Genomic DNA, 22,217 nt, shown 5'->3' with positions numbered 1-22,217 from the left:
ATGAGTAATTTAGAATTATTAAATCCGGAGAACAGCGCTTTAATCTTGATTGATTTTCAGCCTCAAATGACTTTTGGAGTTGCAAGTATTGATAGACAAACATTGATTAATAACGTTATGCTACTTGCTAAATCAGCAAAAACTTTTAACGTACCTACTATTCTTACTACAGTTGAGACACGCAGCTTTTCTGGTTATTTTTGGCCGCAAATTCTTGACATATTCCCAAACCATGAAATTATAGAACGCAGTTCAATGAACTCTTGGGAAGATCCAAAATTTGTTGAAGCAGTTAAAGCAACAGGTAGAAAGAAATTAATATTTGCAGCACTTTGGACTGAAGTTTGCCTTGCATTCCCTGTGCTTGAAGCAATTAAAGCTGGCTATGAGGTGTATGCAGTTGATGATGCTTCAGGTGGTACTAGTTTGACAGCACATAACGCTGCTATGCGTCGTGTAGAACAAGCTGGTGCAATTCCAGTAACAGCAATTCAAGTTTTACTTGAATATCAACGTGACTGGGCACACAAAGATACTTATGATGCGGTAATGGAGATTGTAAAAGAACACACTGGTGCTTATGGTCAAGGCGTAGAATACGCATATACTATGGTGCATGGTGCGCTTCCAAGCAGGAAAATATGAAACAAGAAGGAGTAGCTGTCGAGGAGACTTATACAGAGAACACGATGGATGCTGCTGATCCAGTAACAACGATTGTTACATGGAAAATTCAACAAGGTAAAGAAAAACAGTTTGAAACATGGAGACATGAAATCGAAGCTGCCGCTACTAAATTCCCAGGGCATTTAGGTGTAAATCTAATAGTCCCTAATAATGCATCCAGAGAGTATACTGTTATTTTTCGCTTTGATACGTATGAGCATCTACGTGCTTGGCAAGAATCAGATGTTCGCCGAGATTTGTTAAAAACGGCAGAACAATTTCAAGTTACTAATCCGAGTTACAAAACTGAAAGCAGTTTGGCCTATTGGTTTGTTACTCCGAAAACGCCAGTTCCACCGCCAAAATGGAAAATGTCTATCGTTACCCTTCTGGGTGTATGGCCTCTTAGCATGTTAGTTCCTAAATTGATAGGACCTATTATAAAACATATGAATCCTATTATGTCCGCTTTTTTCGTTTCTGTATGTATAGTGTCCTTGCTATCATGGGTAGTTATGCCGATTTTCGGTAAATTATTTCATCCATGGTTACAAAATAATAGGAAGTAGACGAGGTGTGAATATGAATTTACCGGATATGATCTTATATAACGGAAAAATTACTACCCTTGATCCCTCTCAACCTGAGGTGTCTGCTATCGCCATAACTGATGGTTTAATAACTGCAGTAGGTGGAGATGAGCTTCTTGATAGTGCCACAGAAAAAACAAAAAAAATAGACCTTAAAAGAAAGAGAGCTATTCCGGGCCTGAATGACTCTCATATACACGTTATTCGTGGCGGTCTTCATTATAATATGGAATTACGATGGGAAGGTGTGCCTTCACTTGCCATTGCTCTCGAAATGCTCAAAGAACAGGCAAGGCGTACACCTGCTCCTCAGTGGGTAAGAGTAGTTGGAGGTTGGTCTGAATTTCAATTTAAAGAGAGACGGTTGCCAACTTTGGAAGAGATTAATGCTGTTTCTGAAGACACACCTGTCTTTGTGCTACATCTTTACGATAGAGCACTTGTAAATCGTGCTGGGCTGCGTGCACTGGGATACACAAAAGATACCCCAGACCCTCCAGGCTGCTTAATTGAGCGGGATAAACGAGGTAATCCAACGGGCCTTTTAATTGCAAATCCTAACGCTTCTATTCTTTATTCAAGTCTGGGTAAAGCTCCAATACTTAATTTTGACGACCAGATTAATTCAACTCGCCATTTTATGCGCGAATTAAATAGATTAGGTATTACAAGTGCCATTGACGCAGGTGGTGGTTTCCAAAATTACCCTGATGACTACAAAGTTGTTGAACATTTAGCCGAGAAAGAACAATTAACTTTGCGCATTGCTTATAATCTATTTACGCAAAATCCTAATCATGAATATGAAGACTTTGCTTCATGGGCAAAAATTGTTTCCCCCGGTCAAGGAACTGATAAGTATAAAATGAATGGTGCCGGAGAAATGTTAGTATTCTCGGCAGCTGATTTTGAAAAATTTCAAATGCCACGGCCTGAACTAGCTACGATGATGGAAGCTGACTTAAAGAAAGTAATTTCTTTATTGGTGGAAAACCGTTGGCCATTCCGTTTACATGCAACTTATGACGAGTCAATCACACGTTTCTTAAATGTATTTGAGGAAGTCAACAAAGAAATTCCTTTTAATGGTCTACGATGGTGGTTTGACCATGCAGAAACAATCTCAGATCGTAGTATGGAACGTGTTAAGGCTTTAAATGGCGGTATTGCCATCCAAGACCGCATGGCTTTTCAAGGTGAATACTTTGTTGATTTATACGGAAAGGAAGCTGCAAAGCGTACCCCTCCAATTTATCGTATGTTAGACCTAGGTATACCTGTTGGCGCTGGTAGTGATGCAACTAGGGTTTCCAGCTATAACCCTTGGGTCGCTCTTTACTGGATGGTTGCCGGAAAAACCATTGGTGGTCTTTCGATATACGATGAAAAAAATAAACTTGATAGAAAAATAGCCCTGGAATTATATTCAAAAGGAAGTGCGTGGTTCTCTGGTGATGAAGGTAAAAAGGGAACCCTTACAGTAGGTCAGTTTGCTGATATTGCTGTATTGTCTGCTGACTACTTTACTGTGCCAGAAGAAGAAATCAAAGACCTTGAATCATTACTCACCATTATGGGTGGGCAGGTTGTTTATGGAAATGATGAATTTAAAAATTTATCACCTGAATTGCCGCCAGCATCACCTGATTGGTCACCGACGGGAGTTTATGGTTATGGTGGTGCTAACCTAGCCCACACTATACTTTCTCACGATGCCCATGATCACAAGTTACATAGTTGCAGTAACCCCCTCCATCAACACACTCATACTGTAATAGGAAAAGATGGAACTAAATGGGGTATTGGTTGTACTTGTTTTGCTTTCTAAGTCAAACCCACCGGTATAATGCCGGTGGGTTTCTTTCTACAATAAGGATATGTAGATTTGAAGTAGCATTGTATATCCCTAATTGAATCTATTACTATGCGAGAAGACCGAAGAGTTGATAGATTAACTTGACTTGTTTTTTACAGCCTTCTCTCCAGGCAAAGTCTGTCCTTTTCCCTTAAGTAAAAATCAATGGGATTCCCATTTGAATCGATCACACCACACATATAAAGCCACTGCCCTTTGACTTTAATATAGGTTTCACCTCAAGACTTATAGATTTTTTCAAATTTTACACTAGAATCATTATTATTTCTATTATACTGATACTTTTTCAGGATCATTTAACTTTTGCATAAAGATACGTGCTGCAAAACTTAAAAATTTATCATCAAAGTGAATAAGATTAATATCTTGACTTGGTGTCGGATCAATAATACGAACTATACTCAAATTATCATTATTAACAAAGTCAACTAGTGAAAGAGGTATTATGGCAACGCCATGTCCATTATATACAAGGCTCAATAGAGAAATAGAAGATTTTGTTTCTATATTTGCTTCAGATAAAGATAACCCTAAACTCTCAGAATATATCTTAATAGATTCACGACAACTACATGAAACCATTATTCTACTCAGCCCTGCTAATTCTCGAAAAGAAACAAATGATTTTTCATTCAAAGGATGTTTTTTTGGAATTACAAGGACGAGCTCTTCGCTATACAAAAGGGTGCTTGTTAATGTGTCTGGAATTTGAGCACTACGTGTGATCCCTAAATCAATATTTTTGTCAACGATTTGATTTACAGCAACTTCGGATTCTATAATTTTTACTATAATGTTGGGATAATGTTGTTGAAACTTCATAATATAAGGTGTTAAATAAGTGAGGTCCTCTAATAAACCTCCTATAGTAATCACACCTCTTTTTACACCCTTTAATTCAAAAATTTCATTATAAACGTCATCAAATTGTTGCATGATAAATTTTCCTTTATCAAATAGCAGCTTACCCGCTTCTGTCATTTTGATACCTCTTCCAACTCGATGAAACAAGGGTGTATCAAGTTCACCTTCTAACACACGTATTTGTTGACTTAAAGTCGGCTGTGAAATACCTAGAACTTCCGCAGCTTTAGTAAAACTATTATTATTACAAACTTGAATAAAATACTCTAAATGACGTAATTCCATTCTTGATACCCACTCTCCGCTTTATGAAAGATTTATAATGAAAAGGACAATATGTATACGTTAACATAACAACTTTATTACCTACTACACTAATTGCAATTACATAATTTTTTTATTTTGTATTACAACAAATTTACTACTATTCATTAATTTTTCCTCCTATTTATTTAATTTATATTTAATTAGGATATTACTAAACAGAAATAACCTCTAAAAACTTACAATTTCCGTGTGTAACATCCTAACTTTTTCAACTCTTTAATTATCATTTCTTCTCCATATAGTCCAAACTATCAAATATTTGCCGAATCCCCTCTTTATGCTGTGGAAAAATAGTATCCATCAATTCAATACCTTCTGAAGTAATTGACGTATACGTGATACTACTACTTGCAAATAATATTTTGTCTCCAATTTTTTATAGGCTGATCGCCTTTACTGTATAGTAGCTCAAGCACTGCAAATTCAGTTGGATTAAGTCTATAACTTTTTATATCCTCTTCAATACGCTTAGTGATTGACTGTACTGCCCTTGATAATATAACAAATAACTTTAAAGATAAGCTCTCATCGTTACTCACGTTCCTAATTACCAATCCTTTACAAGTTATCTTGAATTCGAGATTTATTATATTATCGTCAAAATATTATGTCAATAATTCGTTTTAGCTTTATCAAGCCACTTATAATTTATTTCTCAACATAAGACATATAGAATTAGAAGAAAACAATTGTTACTATATAAGTATCTCAATTGCGTTATTTCTTTTAAAGAGAGCTTGTTTTCTAACGCAAGTTCTCTTTTGTCATATTCTAAATTGAATCCGGACAAATTTCAGATGATGTGTCTGCCCATTTATATAATATAGTTTTTAAACAAAGATTAGAGCCCTCCTTCGTGTAGGAGAGCTCTAATCTTTCATATAAATATTCACCATTTTTATCATTGCGGGGACATCAAAATTTTAACTTGATGGGGATATGGCACTACCCCCATTAATAAATATTACTAACCATATATCTATGGTTAATATCTATCATATTTTTTATAAACAGGATTAATTAGATTTAAAAAAAGATTTCTTTTTCTTTACTCGTAATAAATCACCTGTCCATCCTTTGACTCGCATATACAAATACATCCCCCCTGTTGTGAAAATGATAAATAAGAGAGCGATTAAATAGCTATATTTCCATTCCAGTTCAGGCATGTATTTAAAATTCATCCCCCACAATGCTCCTAAGGCCGTCAAAGGCGTACTTACAGCAGTTAATACAGTAAGAGCTTTCATAATTTCATTCCCACGATGAGAAGAAACAACTTCTTGTAAATGAATCATCGTGTCTAATTCTTCTTGGTACTCTTTAACAAGTTGTAATCCACGCTCTAATTTTACGTGTGTTTGTTTATAACAAAGGGTGTTTGTTAGGTTTTCTAACCAAGCTTCCTCCAAGCCTTGCAACACTTCTTGTATTAAGCGAAACACATGTGTGTTCATAAATAATTCATGACGAATATGATAAATTCTTTCTAAAACTGCTATGTTATTATGATGATAAAAATCCCATAACACATTTCTGAAATTGTTTTCAAAATAGTCAACCTTTCGTAAATAGTGAGATATAAATATTGATAAGATAGCACATAATCCTTCAGCGGAACTATTACATTTTTTTATACCCATAGGGAAATTATGTATTAATTTTTGGAAATCCTCTTCCTCTTTTTCCTGGACCGTTATCAGTATTCCATGAGCTACGAAATAATGAAGAAATTTTTGAATTTTGGCGTCCTTTTTATCTTGATCATATAAAAACGAACCATATACACAAGTTTGACTTGGTGATAACGTATAAACATATAATCCATTTTCACAAGGAGAACTTATTTTTTTTACAAATTGAGAGAAATAAGATGTTACATCACGAGGGATTATAGAAGAAAGTTTTTCAAGTTCACTAGTTTTCACATGATACCAATCCCATTTCGGCATTTTTATGCATTCCATATTATTCTTCCTTTCTGAATAGTTTTATGTTTCATCGAATAATATCCGTAATATGAAATTTATATGTAGGTATTCATGTCTTGGAGGAAAAGTTTTTAGATCCTCTAAATTACAAACTAAATGGCATAGGAGGTCTTCTTCTGTTACAAGGAAGACCTCCTATATATTAGTTATTTTCATTCTAAATTTTAAACTTTTCCTCTATACAAGCACTTTGTATCTTTTCTTATTTATATGTGGAAAAGAAGCCACATAATTTGGCACGTCTATTCAACGAACTCCATTTCGGTCGTTATTATAATTTGGATTCATATGCAGATTGATTGGTGATGTCATCAAATACTTGACTTCCAATCATATAGTATCCATGAAGTGCTGCCTCTTTCGAAGCGTCTACCATACGGAAAGAAGAAATTTCACCTTGCATTTTTTCAATTCGTTTTTTGTGGATGTCTACTATTCCTCCTGTCCAAATAATAGTGTCATACTGGTCTAACTTAAATTGTTCTTGTAATACACGCATAACGTCTTGGAAGTGTGTATCCAACTCTTCTTGAATCAAAGTATTAACCTGACTTGTCTGATGATTTTCTTCTCGACCTCCATATCCTTTTTCTAATATTTTTGGCATGTCGTTAATATGCAAGTCATCACTTTCCCCTGCATGATTCTGCAGGATATTCTTAATATTTTTCAAAGGCTTGCTACATCCTAGTTCCGTCTCATAATGATTTAAAATGACATTCTGTTTCATATCTGTCATTTCTAATGTACGAAATCCACCATCAATAATTAAGATACGATCTTGTTCCTGAATGATTCCCTCTTTTAAGAAATAGGCATGTAAAGCAACCGGTTGCTGAAGAATCAAAACATTTTCCACCGTAATATTAATAAATTTCCCATCAATTTGCACGGAAGTTTCTTTTTTTAATACATTTTGTAATTGCTCATGCTGACTACCAAAATAAGTAACGGGAAGCCCGGTCACAACTAAAGGTAACACGACATTTTCTTTATAATCCTTTGCAATGCAACCAAATATTTGTTGTTTAAACTGTTCGCTTTCATAATAATTTTCTATTTCTTCTTCAAATGGAGGAAGAAATGAAGCGTCAGATTGATGTGCTTCATTTCCCATGTAGTATGCAAAGTCTAAGTCTATAAAACTTACCTTTGTTAAATCTTCACTTTCAGCATGATTAGGTACAGGGGCTAGTGTGGAAGCTTCACTCTTAATCGTCACCTCAGAATCTACATCCTGTCGATATGCCCGCTTAGTAAAACCAATTCCTACATCAATTGCATACAGAGATTTCATACTTTTTTCCTCACTTTCTCTTTTTAGAATTAAATCTAAGCACTCTCTTCTTTCCCTTCTTTCATATATTTCTTTTCATTTTTCGTTTTTTCTCCGTCTATGTCCTTACTATTTTGATTTATTTCGTTATCCTTTTCATCTTTTTTCTTTTTGTTATTTTCGTTTTCTGTTAAATCTTTAATAGTAGAAATGACAACCGGTGTGGCTGTAAGCAGTTGTGGTAATGTTTGTTTTGCAACATTAGCTGCAGTTACAGAGAATTGTTTACTTGTCTCAGTTACCTTCTCTAATGTTTCCTTTATGTTTCCTTCTTGTAGTTTGTCTTTTACGCTTTTTCCTTTTGTTTGTATAGCTTTCCGATTTTCTTTTTTTAATAGGGAGACCATGACTCCGGTCGTAATCCCAATCACAGCATATTTAAATATTGTATGTTTCATTTTTCTCACCCTTCTCTACTTTTATTTTCTTCCATACTACAACCTAAAATAATTAACTTACCTATTTATCAGATGTTGCAATCTATTAGAGAGAATGATAGTTTTGCGGCTGTCTATCACTCGCCGTTGGTGTTTCAGCTGTTACTAGAAGTAAAATTCTCCCTTGATCTAATTTTTCTTCATATAAATTAGCTTCCTCCTTCGACAACCCCATTTCCTCCATTTGATTTCGGAGTTCGTCCCCTTTTTTGGAGAAAAAGTTGATAATACTTGTACCCAATCCTTGTTCTTTTACTCCAATCGTATTTGTGTTTGTATCATCCGCAATCTTTTTTGTTAGATGTGTTTCATGTGTTAAAACGTAAATGTCATCTTGGCGAATCCCTTGCAATTCTAGCTCTTTTACTTTCATAACTACTTCCTGTTCATTTTCATATTCATGAACCACCGGTTTTCTTTCATTCTTATGCATTGTATTTTTCCTCCCTTAGATTTTTTATTTTCTTATTTAGTTGTTATGTAATATGTAATACACCTATTTTAAAGATGTTAAACCTAAATTTTCAAAAAACTTCACACAATAGGTTATTAATGTTTTTGAATATCAAAGAAATGTCACGAGCACTTTGCTTTGATAACAGGGTTACAAATAACGCTTTGTTTGGAAGACAAGTCCATTATTTTATAGAAAATTTCTATTTAAAAAAGTTACAAAAGGAGTATAAGATATTTTTTTTCGTTAATTAAATCAAAGGAAAATAAAAAAACACTCTTTTTAAAAGAGTGCTAAAAAACATATAACCTAATAATGTTTCTAGTTTGATTACAGAAAGAAAGTCTTTATTAAAACATATAGTTGCTAATTTAATTGCGATCTTCCTTGCACCCAAGCAGCAATATCATTTATAACATACTCAGGAATATTAGCAGGACTATAATATTCATCCGGTTTACTTATTTCTCCATCCCCTTCTGTAAAGAAATGATTTAACTTTGGATATAGCTGATAATCAACGTTATCTCGTTCTTTTAATTGTTCTTTCCAAAGAGGAATTTCGATTTTTGATTGAACTTGATAGTCTCTTTCCCCTTGAATAATAAGAAGCGGTGTCTTTTGTTCTTTTGACATTTCTGCTGCTTTAATTTTCCGAATAGAATCCCAAAATACTGCTGATCCTAAGTAAAAATCTTTTGAAGGATTCTGACCAGAGAAATTTGGATCCTTTAATAATTCAAATTGCGATTTGTAGAATTTATATTGCTCCTGGTTCATTGCTCCAATAGAAAAAAGATACTCAAATTGATCTAAAACAACGTCTTGAATCGTACGAGCTGGCCCACCCATTACAATTGCCCCAGCAATATTTTGATTTTGGTCTTTTTCAATCATTTTCGGAAGCATCATTCCACCTTGACTATGACCAAGAATATATATTTGATTCTTATTTATTAGAGGCTCATTTTTAAGAAATTGAGTTACAAGAAGAGCATCATCTGTTGTCTCTTTATCAACTGTATAGAAGGGACTGAATTGTGTTTTCAACCCATGTTCATACGTTCGTTTATTATAGCGAAGGACAGCAATTCCCTTCGATGCAAGACCTTCAGCTAAATCGCGAAATGGTTTTAAAGCAAACGCTGTTTCATCCTGATCAGTTGCTCCTGATCCTTGAACAAGAATAACCGCTGGAAAAGGACCATTTCCTTTTGGAACCGACAATGTTCCTGGTAATGGAAATGCACCACTTCCAACTACTACTTCTTTATCAACAAATGATTCAGGCTTACTATATGATGGACGCTCAGCAACAGGACTAAACGACATGCTTAGTTGAAAATCGTCTATTTTTCCAGATGGATCTAGTTTAATTAGTAAAGGTACAGTCATTTTTTCAAAAACTAATTGAATCTCCACATTTGTATGAACAGGATTTGTCTCTTTTTGTGTAACCTCTCCAATTTCTATAAAAGAACCTGCTTGTAATTGAACTGGAAGTCCCTCCCAATAGCTCTTCAACCATTCTTCGGATATTATTTTCTGTAATGACCTTGAGGTTAAATCAAATGCAGATTTATAATCTTCACTATTCATATGGCGAATAAATGAAAGAGTAGTAGATATAATAGGATTTTCATCATCACTATTGTCTATTTTTTTTATATTTGTGTTTACTTCCTTTAATTTTGAAATAAATTGGTGGTTAAATGGATTATTATATGTATTAGGATATAAATTTGTTTTCAAAATTTCCGTATTCCGTCCCTTATACAAATTTGAAGAGCTCTTAAAATTTTCAGGTGAAATTACTTCCTCCGCATATGAGACTGAGGGAATTGCTATTGTAAAAATTGCACTGATAAGTAATAACTTATTACTTATTCTTCTTTTCTTACCCATACTTATTGATTCTCCCTTCAAAATTTAAAATTTCTAATACAATATGCCAACTATAAGGAAAATAAAAATTACCAAAGAGATTAATAATCTATTTTACAATCCCCCTCTCAAGTTAAAAATCTATCATTAACAAACTTCAATAAAAAACGCCTTCCCCCTCTTTTTTTATTGTTGGATTTTCCAATGACCTAGAAGTACAGCACGAAATTACATGTAACCGACCCATGAGATTCTCTGTTTCAAAAGAAAAAAGCACCCTACTAGATGCTTTCTTTAATTGTTCTCACTATAATTTATTTAGATAATTCTCTTATTACTGTACGATACATTTATTCTAGTTCCTAACTCTCACTTATTTCTTAATTCACTCATACCAATATAAAACCTAATAACCTACCATCAAAAAATAAAGAAAACAGGTTATTTGGCTATTCATTTCGTAAACTTAATGCTCAAATTAGTTTTTTTCACAAAGTTAAACTTTATTAAGAAAAACTTAAAGAATTTCCCTCTATATTCATAAGAACTTTTTTCTATACTCAAAAATGTAAATAGACAAAAGGAGAAACGATCATGAAGAAATTTGTAATTTGCATACTAGGAATAGGCCTCCCTATATACTTACTACCTTTCATATTACGCGGAGATTTAGACAGATTTAATCCGATTGCTGAAGAAAAAAATGTATATGCCGTTGCGAAAGGATATGGTGTTCCAGATTATCATCATAAAGGAAGAGCTATGTACTCACTAAAAGGTGTTGATGAATTAAGCAATGAAAAAGAATATAAAGTTGGAACGAACACGCTTAATGATTTTAGAAGAAAAACTTACTTAAAAATTCATGTGAAAGGAAAGTATGTCTATTCTTACGACGTTATTTCTGAAAAGGACATTCCAGAGAAAATAAGGGGACAATTGGAGATAGCAAATAAATAAAAGAGCCAATTCGTACGAGTTGGCTCTTTATTATCGCTCCTATCTACCGCTTGGAGAATTCTTTCGGTAGATTTATTACATTCATTATCATTGTTTTAACAACCATTCTTCAATTACTTTCACTGTTTCATCTCGTTGTGCTTTTGGCGCAATTAAACTCGTATTATCACCTTTTTGCTCACCATACATGCCAAAATGAGCATGATTGCCCCCTTTTATCATGTGCATAGTTGTATTTTTCGACATTAACTTTTTATTGTTCTCTATTTTTTCTACAGTTGCTAAAGCATCTACTTCTCCATAAATTGATAACATCGGAATTGATTTCGTAGAGAAGTCATCTGCAGGATAAGAACTTAAGAAAATGATCCCGTCTATCTTGTCTTCATGTTGAAAGGCGTACTTAGAAATCATAGCTCCCCCCATTGAATGCCCTGCAACATACCATTTTTGAACTTCCGGATACTTTTCAATTACACTGTCTACCTCATTTATTCCAAGTATCGCTAAATTTAATGGTAACTTAGGCATTACTACAAAGTGCCCATCTTTTGCAAGAGCTTCTCCTAAGTAACTATAAGCCTCAGCTTCTACTTTAGCTCCTTGATAAAAAACAACCCCTATTTTAGCATCTTTCTCTCCAAATACTATATTATCTTCATCTTTTTTATCATCCACTAACGACAACGCCTCTTTCGTCGGTTTATAAGTAAACTGAGACCAAGTCAAAAAAGCAATACTTCCTATAAGTAAAATACCTAGTAAAGAGTACAGCGTAATTTTTATCCATTTCTTCACAAAGATGACCTCCCTAAGATGTGTATATTCTATATTTCAGATTACCATTCATACACATAAAAACTCGAGCACTTTTATTATGCTCAAGTTTTCATTTACGTCTTTAATTTATACTATAAATTGTCCAAGATAAATATGTAGCAAATGCAGACCATAAAAAATATGGAATTAGCAACCATGTCGATACTTTAGATAATTTGGAAGAAACCGCTATGAGAAGTAACGTAGTAATAGCGACTAGTAAACAATCTACTGTTGCTAAAAATAAATTTTTTTGACTGAATTGAAAGTAGCTAAACGCTTGATTGCACATATAATTTAAAAGGAATACAAACCAAAATGTTTTTGGCTTACATCCGTATTTGTTGTAAATAATTGCAACTGATAATGCAATAAGTCCATATAATACAGCCCAAATTATTCCGATTGTCATACCAGAAGGTGTCCAAGACGGCTTTTCTAGCGCAGCGTACCAAATACGATCAACAGGAAATAAAATACTAGAAACATAAAACAAACCATATGTTAGTAAAAATACTATAATACTAGATTTTTTCATAAACATTCTCCTTTTTACTAGAAGATTATAGAAACTTTATATGATTAGTATGTCCTCGTAATGGATAAATTTCTAATATTTAAATTTCAAATACATATTGTTTAATCTATTTTATACGAACTCTTTCATACTTTTATATGCAAAAAGTGCTCTCTCACGTGCTGCCTTATGATCAACAATTGGTAAAGGATATGTATGACCAAGCTTTATATTGGCCTTTTGTAAAATATGCTCAGGTGCTTCCCAAGGTTTATGTATATATTTATTCGGCATATCTCTTAATTCTGGTACCCATCTTCTTATATACTCTCCATTTTTATCAAACTTTTCTCCTTGTGTGATGGGATTAAAAATACGAAAGTACGGTGATGCATCTGCCCCACTTCCAGCAACCCATTGCCATCCCATTGTATTATTTGCAATATCAGCATCTAGTAGTGTATCCAAAAACCATTTTGCTCCTTCTTGCCACGGAATTAACAAATGCTTTACAAGAAAAGAGGCTACAGCCATTCTTGCTCGATTATGCATAAAACTTGTTTGCCATAGTTCCCGCATTCCCGCATCAATAAACGGATAACCAGTTTCACCCTTCTGCCATACTGTTAATAACTCCTCTTCATTATTCCATGGAAAATGTTCAAAGCTCTTATTAAGAGGTTTATATACTGTAAATGGATAATGATATAGCAAATAATAAGAAAACTCTCGCCAAATCAATTGACGGATAAAACTATTCACTTGTTTTTCAAAAAGACTACATTGTCTCTCGGTACTTTTATTGATTAAGTAATGATACATCCACCTCACTGATATTTGGCCAAATGAAAGATATGGTGCCAACATCGAATGAGCATTTTCATTTGGAAAATCCCTTCCTTCACTATAAGAGGCTAATTTACTAGAGAAAAATTTCTTACATGTTTTGTATGCCCCTTCTTCTGTAGGCTCCCACATTGATTCAATATGAGATGCCCACGGTATAGTAGGCAGTAAGTGTAGTTCTGAAACAGATAAGCTTGCTGGTAAAGAGCTTCCTCCCTCTATACGCTGCACTTTACTAATAGGCTTAGGTATTACCTGCTTTTGAAATGCATTGTAAAAAGGCGTAAACACCTTATATTCAGTGTTATCCTTCTTTTTTATAATCCACGGTTCTAATAATAAATGTGAATTAAATTCCTTACAAATAATACCCTTACCTTCTAACATCATTTTCATTTTTTGATTAGATTGTAATCTATCTGGATCATAACAAATATTCCAATATACAGCCGTTATACCTAATTGTTCTATGAGAGAAAATATTTCTTCCTGTGTATTTCCTTTACGAATTATTAAAGTAGAACCCAATGCCTCAAGTTGCTTTTGGACATCTATTATAGCGTGGTGTAACCACCACTTTGACGCACTTCCTATTGAAAACGTTTCATCTTGTATATATACCGGAAGAACCTCACCAGACTGAACAGCCTCAAATAGAGCTGGGTTATCATATACACGAAAATCTTTTTGAAACATAACAATAATTTTATTTTGCATGGCTACCTCTTCTGATTCTTAAAACATAATAAAATTTATTATACAACAGCGATTTATACATAAGAATTTATTTGTCTTTAATAGTTTAAACTTTTTCAACTATTTTATTAGTAGCAATTTTAACAACCATTTCTTTTTCACCTTTTCTATCAATCATGAAACCATGAACTTTAATATCAGAAGGCACTAATGGATGATGACGAATCATATCTATACTCTTCTCAATATTTTCACTAACATTTTCTTGTCCACTTAGCCATGCATTCAGGCTACTACTTGAAAATTCAGGCATGCAATTTTTAAAGAGATAGTCTATTTCTCTGTTATTTTTTATGGAATCACATTGAATTTGTAGATTAACTATATCAGTTTCTTTATCCTCTATTCCGACAACAATAATTTCTTCAACTTTTTCTTGATAAATAGCAATAATAACAGATCTCATTATATCTCCATAAGGATGTACAATTACAGAATCATAGCTGTGTATAGTCAACACGTTTTCTTGTTGAATGTTAGTTACTTGTTGGATAATCGGCTCTATTCCGTGTTCAATGTCTGTTAATAATAATACTTTTTTATTCTTTGAATTCATATGGAGCACTCCTTCTTCATTATTGTATTTATGAAACTTTTAAACTAGTAACGATAGTTGATTATTCATTACATGATTGTTACCAGTTTTTCCATTGTCCTTCTGGATCAACACTTGCCAGTCTAACCCATCCATTTTGAACTTTTTCTTGAAATGTGAGATTGGTATTTAGCAAACGCTCTATATATTCAATAGGTGCTTGAATTACAATTAGTAAACGAAGTGGTGAATGATACGTCTCACTATCTGACTGCATAACCGATTGCCAAGGTAAGCCTGGCAGCAGGTCACTTGCATTCCCTTGCATAACACCGAGACCTGCCGTTACGGTTTGGGTTGTTTTGTTTCCACTACCATAATAATGAGGAGCTACAGTTGAAGCGTAATATTGTAAATTAATCCACTGAGCTACTGTTCCTGGTCCTGCAATGATGCTAGCTAATATATCTCCACTTCCATCCTGTTTCCAATCATAATTATGAAGGAAAGCCCTTCCTTCTAGGTCACAATCCTGAGTTAATTCTCGTTGTCCGATAATAAAAGATGCATTACGGGCTAATCCCCATTCCGGACGTATTTCACTCCAATCTTCTGCAAACCGATGTGCCTCTTTACTCGGATTTTTTATTTTCGTTTTAAAATTAGGTAATTGTGTTAAACGCTCTCTATTTGCATGTTGGCTAACATTTGGCATAACCGACTCAATACTATCAAATGCTTCTTGCGCAGTTTCCGAAAGTTCTGGGACGTAAATCCATTCCAATTCATCCACTGTTGTTTTATGTTCAGCTGCTGCAAAAATGGTGTCCTCCGGAATTTTAATGCCTTCAGCAAACAACGCCTCTCTTACTTCTGGAAGATTACATAAAGTAGCAAAAACTCTTGCATTGAATCCCCCTGCTGCTCCGCCACAAGCACCACACTCAAGCGCTGCGGCATAAGGGTTGTTCGTACTTTGACTACTATGTCCGCACATTACAACTAAAGGCGCGAATTTTTCTGTTAATCCCACCATTTTTAAAGCTTGACGCACATAGTTCACTTTTTCTTCTTTCGTAAAACCGATAGGCATCTCACCTTTTGTATCATGAACATGATTAAGTGAGAATGTCGTATCAGGTTTTTGTAACATTGTTTTGCGAAGGTTACGAATGAAACTACCTACTCTTCTTGGCACAAAACTTCTTGTCATCATTTGTAGACCAAGTAAAGGGCCACTTATCTCAGGTAGTAACATACTTGTAAGTACATTTTGTTTCATCGTTTTAAACGTATAACTTACTGAGCTGTCTATCTTCTTACGTTGTTGATAAGATTTATATTCATTTTCATCCGTGAACTCTTTTATTTGATGTTTCGGTTTTAATATAACTGGCAAAGAAGGATGACTGTCATTACTACCTAGTTCACTAGTCGCAATTGGTAACCCAAAGAAACCAGCTATTCCAAACGTTTCGAACGGACCTAATTTTTCTAGGTGGCGACGAAACGGTTCTGAACGTACATCAATACAAAATGCTAATTGAGCTAATACACGTTTTTTATCATTAGTTGCACGTTGCTTAGAAACAATCTTTTCCCTTAATTGCTCTGCATGCGTCTGTTCCCAAGCTTCTAGCCAAAGTTTCCTGCGAATATTTTCATCAAAACGATATGCAAATGCTAATAATTCGCTTTGTTCAGCTGCAGACATTTGTGACCATTCCAGGGTTGAAATATTCCCCCAATGGATCCAAGAAGCTATAAGTGGGACAATCTCAACTTTCTTCTCAACCTTTTGATTTTTTATAGGTAAATGAGGTTTGACAATGGCCAGCTCCATAGAAATTCGAACTGCTAAATATTCAATCATAAGTCCCTGTTCCTGAATTGATTGTTGGGAACGCCATCGTATCATTCCTGCCCACCCAGGCAAAGCAAGCAAGTGCCCTTCAAGGTAAGCTTGCTTGTTAGATTCAGAAATTCCTAATTCAGATAAAGCTCTTGTGAAAGCTACCTCGGCATCCTCTGGCCAATCTTTTAAAATGCTACGCTTATTTTTACTGAGCGCTGGATCAAATTTAATAAGGTGATGCCATGCACGATACAAACCTTTCTCTCGATTTGGCATCGTCCAACTTGATCCGGAGTCATCCAAATATAATTTACACCATTTAATGATATGATAATTAAGAATATCAGATAGCTTTTCACCCTTTTGATTCTCTATAAGTGAACTTACAGGTTGCATAGGAGAGTCTTTCATACTTCCTGTATTTATATAACTCATTTCTTCTGCCAGTTTATTTAATTGTGGCGATGATAATAAGCTAGAAGGTAATTTCTCTAATTTTAAAGCTGCTTGGCAAAACTGCTCCGCTTTCTTTCGCGGGATATGAAAAGATTGTGAATCAAGCCAATGAGACAAGCCACTTTGTAAAAATGATTCCTTAATCTCCCCTTTCGCCTTTGCCCAATGAATCATAGCAGCACTAGGATATATATCCACATTACGAATTTCTTTTAACCAATCTGCAACTTGTTCAAATGATTGTTTTTCAAGTCCCATCCAAGGGTGATGAGCTGCAAATGTAGCGATCGGCCAAAGTGGTGCAATCACTCGGCTAGCAGATTCAACTAACTCATTCATATTATTTTCTTGTACTTCAATGTTTGTATCTTTCTTTTTTAAAGTTTCTTTCGTTACGATTGACGGTATGCTCATCACTGATTACCTCCCTTTGATACATAATGTTTAAGATAGCTCGGATGACTTTCTACTGTCTTTTGTCTCGCCTCCCCTACTCGAACGAACCAAAGATACATTACAGCAAATATAGTAGAGGATTGATTATGAGTAACGAGAGTACTAATAACACTACCAAATAATAAGAGACATATAACAAAAATAACGGCTGAAACTGAAGGTTGAACATTTTGATACATGTCAGTATGCAACCATTTATAAAGAGAATTATGAACGGTAAAGTAAATGAGAGAAAATCCAACTAAAATAAATACGCCAACAATTCGTCCCATTCTTCCCTCTCCAAAAACAACAAGTTGTTTCCATGAAAAGTATAATGACCACCCTAAGATGAACGCACTAACTAATTCATACCCTTCTCCAGAAGTCGTAAACCAAAAAGCAATCGCTATAAATAATCCGAAAACACGTCCGACCATAATCCATAAATCAGATATCTTTTCATTAGACTGCTTCACTGCCCCAAAACGTTGTACGGAAGAACCAGCTTGTAAAAACAATGTAGCTTTAAACAAACCATGTAAAATTAAATGAATAACAGCCGCCAAATAAGCTCCTAATGCGCATTGAATAAGCATAAACCCCATTTGTGCAATAGTTGACCCCACTAGCTGACGTTTATAATCAACCTGAACTAGGCTAATTCCTGTTCCGATTAAAACAGAAATACTAGAGAAAATTAGTAAAATGATTTGTGCCATATCATCATGAAAAAGAGGTAAAAATCTAGTTAACATGATACCGCCAGCATTTACTAACCCCGCATGCATAACAGCAGAAACAGGAGTTGGAGCAACAGCTGACTCAATTAACCATCTTTGAAAAGGCCATTGTGCTGCTGGAATCATCACAGCTACTATAATTAATAAGTTAATTCCTGTTTTCTCCAACGTTCCAAATTGAGCTACATTTTCATTCGTTAAAACTAATGTTAACTGCCACTGTCCAGTAACTTGAAAAAGCCAAATGATAGCTGCTAGCAAAGCAATCCAGCTTATTGTAAATAAATAACTAGAAATTTTTGTTGCTTCACTAACCACTTTCCACCCTTTATTTAGCCCTATGAGTAGAACCAATCCTATAAGAGTTGCTCCCCAACAAATAATCATGAAACGAAGATCATTACTTAACCATGCAACCGAAGATACACCTGTAGTAAATGTAAAAAGTGCAAAGTATTTTCGATATGAGCGATCTCCCAGTAAGTAACGTATAGAAAAACGCTGAATGATTAAACCAATTGTAAGAACAAAGAAAGCCATGAACCAAGCTAAAGTATCTAAATGCCAAGGCCCTACAACTCTATCTCCATTGTGATTAACAAGTGCGAGTAAAGAAACCAATGAAGGCAATGTAGCGATACCAATATGGATATGAACAAAACGTAAAGGCATCCTTGCATGTAAAAACAATAATCCACTTAGCCAAGAAGCGCTAAGCGCCATAAAAAATAATGTTAACAGTGTTGATGAACTCAGCGAAATTAACATGTACAATACTCCCTTCCAAACGAAAATAACCTATAAAAATTCCTTTTAAGTAAGATAGTTTTTTAATTTCAAGTTTCATTCACTCTTTTCAGTACATCGTTTTTTCCCATAAAAAAAACCGACAACTTCCATAATTCAATGATTTTATATCATCATTGAATTATGGAGATTGTCGGTTTCACTTCAACTAACTTCAATAAAGTTTTTTGAAGAGCTCCCATTTTATAGAGGATAATGTATGTATTACTCCTATTAAAAAGAAAAGTATATTTCTGATCTCCTAGATTATGCAATCAATATATCAATTTATGTTATGTGCTATCTTTCAATTAAGAAACTTTTTCATTTAGTCAATATTACATATTAAAAAAATGCTAAAGGCTTAATTATAGCAAACTGTTAAAATGAGCATCTATCAATTTTTTAAAACACTTATAAGATAAACCATATTAAGCAGTTTGTCAATTTCTTTATCCGTTTTTTAAGAGTTATTTGAATTACGATTTATTATACCTAAATAACTTCAAGTTTTTTAATTATTAGCATGTTAATAAAGTTAAATAAAGTGCAAAACTTGTAGGTTTCTTAATCCTTCCACTAACCTTAAGTTTTATTTTCAAAATTTTCCCTCAAGATTATGAAGCAATTTAAAAATCATTACTCGTTCGCCTGTACGGGAGCTTATATCCGTATGAAAGCTTTTCACTTTCTCTCCAGTTAATTCTAGTATAATCTCTTTCAAATCATCAATTCCAGATTCAACTAGCTCCGAACGGTTTTTCTTTATCGTTAGCATGCCGTCTTTTGTTTCGCAAACAGTATATTCAGCCGGGGTTAAAATACCTTGTAAATTTACGATAATCATATCCCGTAATATATCTGTCTTAACGGATATAGAACCGCGTCCTAAGTAGTCCTTTTCCCAATGAGTAATTGCTTTGCTTATCTCTGATTCAATAGAGCCTTTTGAGCTTTTCATCTATGTATCCTCCTTCAATAAAATAAATTTACAATAACAATATAATAATCTGGATTGATTTTATTTTCAATTATTGAGAAGAATTTATTGGGATTGTTGTAAGGTATCCTTTCATATCATAGTGATTTTTTATATTACAATATAGATTTTTTCATCATTCCCAACAAGATACTCTTACTATAAAGGCTCTGTTGCATAGTTTTCTAAAAAGGTCATTGTGGGGGGAGTTGTATTTTCTTAGCTTGATAGCGATGGGACAGGACCCCTGTACGTTAAGAGATTAGGTTGTATATTTGAGGAGATGTACGAGACAGGTGTGAATTTAGGGTAATCTAATATTTTCCATTCAAATATGATAGAATAGAAGTATATCCAAAACGGAGGAATAACAAATGAACTCAAACACAAAACAGTTTATTTATGATATCCAGCAACGAAAGAACAATTATATAGAAAATGCTTTAATAGCAATACAACACCCTAAAAAAGAGCAATCTGAACAGGTCATTCAAAATATAGTAGAGAAGATGGATATGATGATTAGTCTAGTTACTACGTACATGAGGATTGAATCTGGATCTACAAAAGAATTAAAAGAACTTCAGAAAGAAATTATCCATGCTCAAGCATATATCCAAAAACGAAAATTTGAAGAAACACAGAGATAAAACCCTGTGTTTTTATTTGATGCTCTATGACACTAATTTGATTATTGTTTTGGCATAACCCATACAATTTGTTGAATGCGTACAATATATGGCACTGTATCTTCAATGAGCAAATGATCGGGTTTCACATCCTTTAATTTACCTCTTATATTTCCTCTTACAGTTTCAATAACCACATGTTTACCAATTACTGATTGTAATGTCTGATATACATAGGGATTAGGCACACTTACCATATTTTGTTTACTAAAGTCATTTCCCTCCAAATAACTCATTCTATAAGACTCCTTTCTAACTCGCATTCTTTCTCCTAATATATGATGTAAATCTTATAAATATGCTAGAAGGATAATTCATTATATGAACGGAAATAACATTTTAATAAGATACGGTTTCTATTTCTACATTGCTAAAAAATTATTTATATAAAGTTACTTTTACTAGTTAATAGGTGATGATATAGGGATATTTTGAATGTACATCTAGGTTGTTCCTTTCAGGATATGTATCATTTTAAATACGCCCTTTATTAGAATAGTACTCATACTTTTTTTGAGATTCTTTCGTAATACGTGCGTTAAGTAAAATTGCTAACAATAAAAATACTCCATATTTTCCCCCTGTAGCTCCTATGATAATCACACTACTACAAACAAGTACAATTAATAGGATAAACGAAACTAAATAAATACGATCATAATTCTTTGACATCTTCTCGTATTTTATGCGTTCTTTCCTTGCATCCATCTAAATTCCTCCTTTAAATAATCCATTTCACTCTCAAATAAATCTAGCCCTTAAAAAGGAAACAATCTATCGTTTTAAATAATTAGTTTGTTTTTTATCAACTAATTTATATAACGTAAAAAGAAATCCTACCAATATTAAGCTCTCCACCATGATAATCCCGACCCTCTCCTTCCTTTTAATCCCAACAAATCAGATAAAAGTTATGTATATCCCATATTAACTGCAACAAGCAAAAAGGATCCCCCTTCTCTTAAAGGCCGATCCTTTTCTCCTTGTATGCAACTATTTTTACCTATTCTTGATTAATTAGAATAATAGCTGGTCCATCTACACGAATTCCACCAACTTCGATTTTTTCATAAGACTCAACTGTAATAGAGATGATCCCTTCTCGCTTCTTTAATTCATTACTTAATTCTTTTGTTAACATTTTTTTCATGTGTGTACTCCTTCTTACTGCTTAATTTACTATTGGTATGTAAATAAAATTTAAATTGGTTTCCTGGTCTGGAAACCAATTTTTTGTAGTTGACCATATGGTGTTACCAGTTCGTTTATCAATTTTACGTAAAGAAGATAAACAATTACTATTCACCGTCTCAGTAGATATAAGGACTCTTACAGATAGTGGTGAGATTGATTGTTTTTTCTTCTAGAAATAATGACTTAGATAGTATATTACCTAAAACAATGAAAGCCCTACCT

General features: G+C 33.8%; 22 protein-coding genes and 2 pseudogenes. 6 read left to right on the top strand and 18 right to left on the bottom strand.

Annotation, left to right across the window (positions count from 1 at the left end):
* From CER22_RS27700 to CER22_RS27690, 3 genes are read left to right on the top strand one after another with little or no spacing between them, the layout of a single operon-like run.
* On the top strand, positions 1-645 hold the full coding sequence (locus CER22_RS27700; protein WP_000067162.1) for a hydrolase: 645 nt from the start codon (positions 1-3) through the stop codon (positions 643-645).
* A complete protein-coding gene (locus tag CER22_RS27695) occupies positions 642-1,235 on the top strand; it encodes an antibiotic biosynthesis monooxygenase (protein WP_088063901.1) in 594 nt (197 codons plus the stop codon). Before CER22_RS27700 ends, CER22_RS27695 begins: the two co-directional genes overlap by 4 nt.
* Before the next feature lie 13 nt (positions 1,236-1,248).
* The gene (locus CER22_RS27690; protein WP_142293585.1) at positions 1,249-3,084 is read left to right on the top strand and encodes an amidohydrolase; all 1,836 of its coding nucleotides are present in this window, start codon (positions 1,249-1,251) and stop codon (positions 3,082-3,084) included.
* A 179-nt stretch (positions 3,085-3,263) separates the two neighbouring features.
* On the opposite strand, the pseudogene CER22_RS32715 reads toward CER22_RS27690, so the two are convergent.
* The 7 genes and pseudogenes from CER22_RS32715 to CER22_RS27650 form a co-directional block, all read right to left on the bottom strand.
* Positions 3,264-3,347: pseudogene (locus tag CER22_RS32715) on the bottom strand (DDE-type integrase/transposase/recombinase); the annotation flags it as partial.
* A 55-nt stretch (positions 3,348-3,402) separates the two neighbouring features.
* A complete protein-coding gene (locus CER22_RS27680) occupies positions 3,403-4,281 on the bottom strand; it encodes a LysR family transcriptional regulator (RefSeq protein WP_088063904.1) in 879 nt (292 codons plus the stop codon).
* 218 nt (positions 4,282-4,499) lie between these two features.
* A pseudogene (locus CER22_RS32710) lies at positions 4,500-4,862 on the bottom strand (MarR family winged helix-turn-helix transcriptional regulator).
* A gap of 477 nt (positions 4,863-5,339) precedes the next feature.
* Positions 5,340-6,290 (bottom strand): magnesium transporter CorA family protein, encoded by a 951-nt coding sequence (locus CER22_RS27665; protein WP_075308981.1) that lies wholly within the window; start codon positions 6,288-6,290, stop codon positions 5,340-5,342.
* 295 nt (positions 6,291-6,585) lie between these two features.
* Complete coding sequence (locus CER22_RS27660; RefSeq protein ID WP_088063906.1) at positions 6,586-7,611, bottom strand: ParM/StbA family protein; 1,026 nt, start codon at positions 7,609-7,611, stop codon at positions 6,586-6,588.
* A gap of 35 nt (positions 7,612-7,646) precedes the next feature.
* The gene (locus CER22_RS27655; RefSeq protein WP_061671948.1) at positions 7,647-8,048 is read right to left on the bottom strand and encodes a hypothetical protein; all 402 of its coding nucleotides are present in this window, start codon (positions 8,046-8,048) and stop codon (positions 7,647-7,649) included.
* Positions 8,049-8,133: 85 nt separating this feature from the next.
* A complete protein-coding gene (locus tag CER22_RS27650; protein WP_088063907.1) occupies positions 8,134-8,520 on the bottom strand; it encodes a general stress protein in 387 nt (128 codons plus the stop codon).
* Positions 8,521-8,639: 119 nt separating this feature from the next.
* Between CER22_RS27650 and CER22_RS33865 the strand changes: the two genes are divergently transcribed.
* A complete protein-coding gene (locus CER22_RS33865) occupies positions 8,640-8,795 on the top strand; it encodes an acyl dehydratase (RefSeq protein WP_088063940.1) in 156 nt (51 codons plus the stop codon).
* A gap of 112 nt (positions 8,796-8,907) precedes the next feature.
* Here the strand turns inward: CER22_RS33865 and CER22_RS27640 are convergent, their stop codons facing one another.
* The gene (locus CER22_RS27640) at positions 8,908-10,446 is read right to left on the bottom strand and encodes an alpha/beta hydrolase (protein WP_106382932.1); all 1,539 of its coding nucleotides are present in this window, start codon (positions 10,444-10,446) and stop codon (positions 8,908-8,910) included.
* A 573-nt stretch (positions 10,447-11,019) separates the two neighbouring features.
* Here CER22_RS27640 and CER22_RS27635 point away from each other — a divergent pair.
* Positions 11,020-11,385, top strand: coding sequence for a YxeA family protein (locus tag CER22_RS27635; protein ID WP_088063908.1), 366 nt, complete (start codon positions 11,020-11,022; stop codon positions 11,383-11,385).
* 87 nt (positions 11,386-11,472) lie between these two features.
* Here the strand turns inward: CER22_RS27635 and CER22_RS27630 are convergent, their stop codons facing one another.
* The 7 genes from CER22_RS27630 to CER22_RS27600 form a co-directional block, all read right to left on the bottom strand.
* Complete coding sequence (locus tag CER22_RS27630; RefSeq protein WP_088610133.1) at positions 11,473-12,183, bottom strand: alpha/beta hydrolase; 711 nt, start codon at positions 12,181-12,183, stop codon at positions 11,473-11,475.
* Positions 12,184-12,286: 103 nt separating this feature from the next.
* The gene (locus CER22_RS27625) at positions 12,287-12,742 is read right to left on the bottom strand and encodes a TspO/MBR family protein (protein ID WP_142293584.1); all 456 of its coding nucleotides are present in this window, start codon (positions 12,740-12,742) and stop codon (positions 12,287-12,289) included.
* A 111-nt stretch (positions 12,743-12,853) separates the two neighbouring features.
* Positions 12,854-14,284 carry a cryptochrome/photolyase family protein gene (locus CER22_RS27620; protein ID WP_088610131.1) on the bottom strand — a complete coding sequence of 477 codons (1,431 nt, stop codon included), beginning with the start codon at positions 14,282-14,284 and terminating at the stop codon, positions 12,854-12,856.
* An 85-nt stretch (positions 14,285-14,369) separates the two neighbouring features.
* Positions 14,370-14,879: a carbonic anhydrase gene (locus CER22_RS27615; protein WP_088610130.1), complete on the bottom strand. Its 510-nt coding sequence runs from the start codon at positions 14,877-14,879 to the stop codon at positions 14,370-14,372.
* A gap of 79 nt (positions 14,880-14,958) precedes the next feature.
* Positions 14,959-17,583, bottom strand: a complete 2,625-nt coding sequence (locus CER22_RS27610) for a DUF2309 domain-containing protein (RefSeq protein WP_088610129.1) — start codon at positions 17,581-17,583, stop codon at positions 14,959-14,961.
* Positions 17,583-19,115 (bottom strand): NADH dehydrogenase subunit 5, encoded by a 1,533-nt coding sequence (locus CER22_RS27605; protein ID WP_088610128.1) that lies wholly within the window; start codon positions 19,113-19,115, stop codon positions 17,583-17,585. Before CER22_RS27605 ends, CER22_RS27610 begins: the two co-directional genes overlap by 1 nt.
* Positions 19,116-19,731: 616 nt before the next feature.
* Positions 19,732-20,094 carry a DUF2294 domain-containing protein gene (locus CER22_RS27600; RefSeq protein ID WP_061671957.1) on the bottom strand — a complete coding sequence of 121 codons (363 nt, stop codon included), beginning with the start codon at positions 20,092-20,094 and terminating at the stop codon, positions 19,732-19,734.
* Positions 20,095-20,486: 392 nt separating this feature from the next.
* Between CER22_RS27600 and CER22_RS27595 the strand changes: the two genes are divergently transcribed.
* Positions 20,487-20,762 (top strand): hypothetical protein, encoded by a 276-nt coding sequence (locus tag CER22_RS27595; RefSeq protein ID WP_001087713.1) that lies wholly within the window; start codon positions 20,487-20,489, stop codon positions 20,760-20,762.
* A gap of 41 nt (positions 20,763-20,803) precedes the next feature.
* Here CER22_RS27595 and CER22_RS27590 read toward each other — a convergent pair whose 3' ends face one another.
* From CER22_RS27590 to CER22_RS27580, 3 genes are all read right to left on the bottom strand, one after another.
* A complete protein-coding gene (locus CER22_RS27590) occupies positions 20,804-21,037 on the bottom strand; it encodes a YuzF family protein (RefSeq protein WP_088610127.1) in 234 nt (77 codons plus the stop codon).
* Positions 21,038-21,275: 238 nt separating this feature from the next.
* The gene (locus CER22_RS27585) at positions 21,276-21,509 is read right to left on the bottom strand and encodes a hypothetical protein (RefSeq protein ID WP_000340034.1); all 234 of its coding nucleotides are present in this window, start codon (positions 21,507-21,509) and stop codon (positions 21,276-21,278) included.
* A gap of 295 nt (positions 21,510-21,804) precedes the next feature.
* Positions 21,805-21,951 carry a BC1881 family protein gene (locus CER22_RS27580; RefSeq protein ID WP_000738548.1) on the bottom strand — a complete coding sequence of 49 codons (147 nt, stop codon included), beginning with the start codon at positions 21,949-21,951 and terminating at the stop codon, positions 21,805-21,807.
* Positions 21,952-22,217 lie beyond the last annotated feature (266 nt).

The sequence above is a fragment of the Bacillus sp. K2I17 genome, from assembly GCF_002209985.1.
GTDB classification, from domain to species: domain Bacteria; phylum Bacillota; class Bacilli; order Bacillales; family Bacillaceae_G; genus Bacillus_A; species Bacillus_A wiedmannii.
The sequence above is the reverse complement of the archived record's forward strand: the minus strand, read 5'-3'. Positions and strand labels throughout refer to the sequence as shown.

Coding starts and splice junctions, on each gene's coding strand:
- CER22_RS27640 (WP_106382932.1), bottom strand. CDS start 10,446: ATGGGTAAGAAAAGAAGAATAAGTAATAAGTTATTACTTATCAGTGCA.
- CER22_RS27590 (WP_088610127.1), bottom strand. CDS start 21,037: ATGAGTTATTTGGAGGGAAATGACTTTAGTAAACAAAATATGGTAAGT.
- CER22_RS27635 (WP_088063908.1), top strand. CDS start 11,020: ATGAAGAAATTTGTAATTTGCATACTAGGAATAGGCCTCCCTATATAC.
- CER22_RS27700 (WP_000067162.1), top strand. CDS start 1: ATGAGTAATTTAGAATTATTAAATCCGGAGAACAGCGCTTTAATCTTG.
- CER22_RS27680 (WP_088063904.1), bottom strand. CDS start 4,281: ATGGAATTACGTCATTTAGAGTATTTTATTCAAGTTTGTAATAATAAT.
- CER22_RS27585 (WP_000340034.1), bottom strand. CDS start 21,509: ATGGATGCAAGGAAAGAACGCATAAAATACGAGAAGATGTCAAAGAAT.
- CER22_RS27605 (WP_088610128.1), bottom strand. CDS start 19,115: ATGTTAATTTCGCTGAGTTCATCAACACTGTTAACATTATTTTTTATG.
- CER22_RS27690 (WP_142293585.1), top strand. CDS start 1,249: ATGAATTTACCGGATATGATCTTATATAACGGAAAAATTACTACCCTT.
- CER22_RS33865 (WP_088063940.1), top strand. CDS start 8,640: ATGTTTTTGAATATCAAAGAAATGTCACGAGCACTTTGCTTTGATAAC.
- CER22_RS27650 (WP_088063907.1), bottom strand. CDS start 8,520: ATGCATAAGAATGAAAGAAAACCGGTGGTTCATGAATATGAAAATGAA.
- CER22_RS27695 (WP_088063901.1), top strand. CDS start 642: ATGAAACAAGAAGGAGTAGCTGTCGAGGAGACTTATACAGAGAACACG.
- CER22_RS27660 (WP_088063906.1), bottom strand. CDS start 7,611: ATGAAATCTCTGTATGCAATTGATGTAGGAATTGGTTTTACTAAGCGG.
- CER22_RS27595 (WP_001087713.1), top strand. CDS start 20,487: ATGAACTCAAACACAAAACAGTTTATTTATGATATCCAGCAACGAAAG.
- CER22_RS27665 (WP_075308981.1), bottom strand. CDS start 6,290: ATGGAATGCATAAAAATGCCGAAATGGGATTGGTATCATGTGAAAACT.
- CER22_RS27600 (WP_061671957.1), bottom strand. CDS start 20,094: ATGAAAAGCTCAAAAGGCTCTATTGAATCAGAGATAAGCAAAGCAATT.
- CER22_RS27615 (WP_088610130.1), bottom strand. CDS start 14,879: ATGAATTCAAAGAATAAAAAAGTATTATTATTAACAGACATTGAACAC.
- CER22_RS27655 (WP_061671948.1), bottom strand. CDS start 8,048: ATGAAACATACAATATTTAAATATGCTGTGATTGGGATTACGACCGGA.
- CER22_RS27610 (WP_088610129.1), bottom strand. CDS start 17,583: ATGAGCATACCGTCAATCGTAACGAAAGAAACTTTAAAAAAGAAAGAT.
- CER22_RS27580 (WP_000738548.1), bottom strand. CDS start 21,951: ATGAAAAAAATGTTAACAAAAGAATTAAGTAATGAATTAAAGAAGCGA.
- CER22_RS27625 (WP_142293584.1), bottom strand. CDS start 12,742: ATGAAAAAATCTAGTATTATAGTATTTTTACTAACATATGGTTTGTTT.
- CER22_RS27620 (WP_088610131.1), bottom strand. CDS start 14,284: ATGCAAAATAAAATTATTGTTATGTTTCAAAAAGATTTTCGTGTATAT.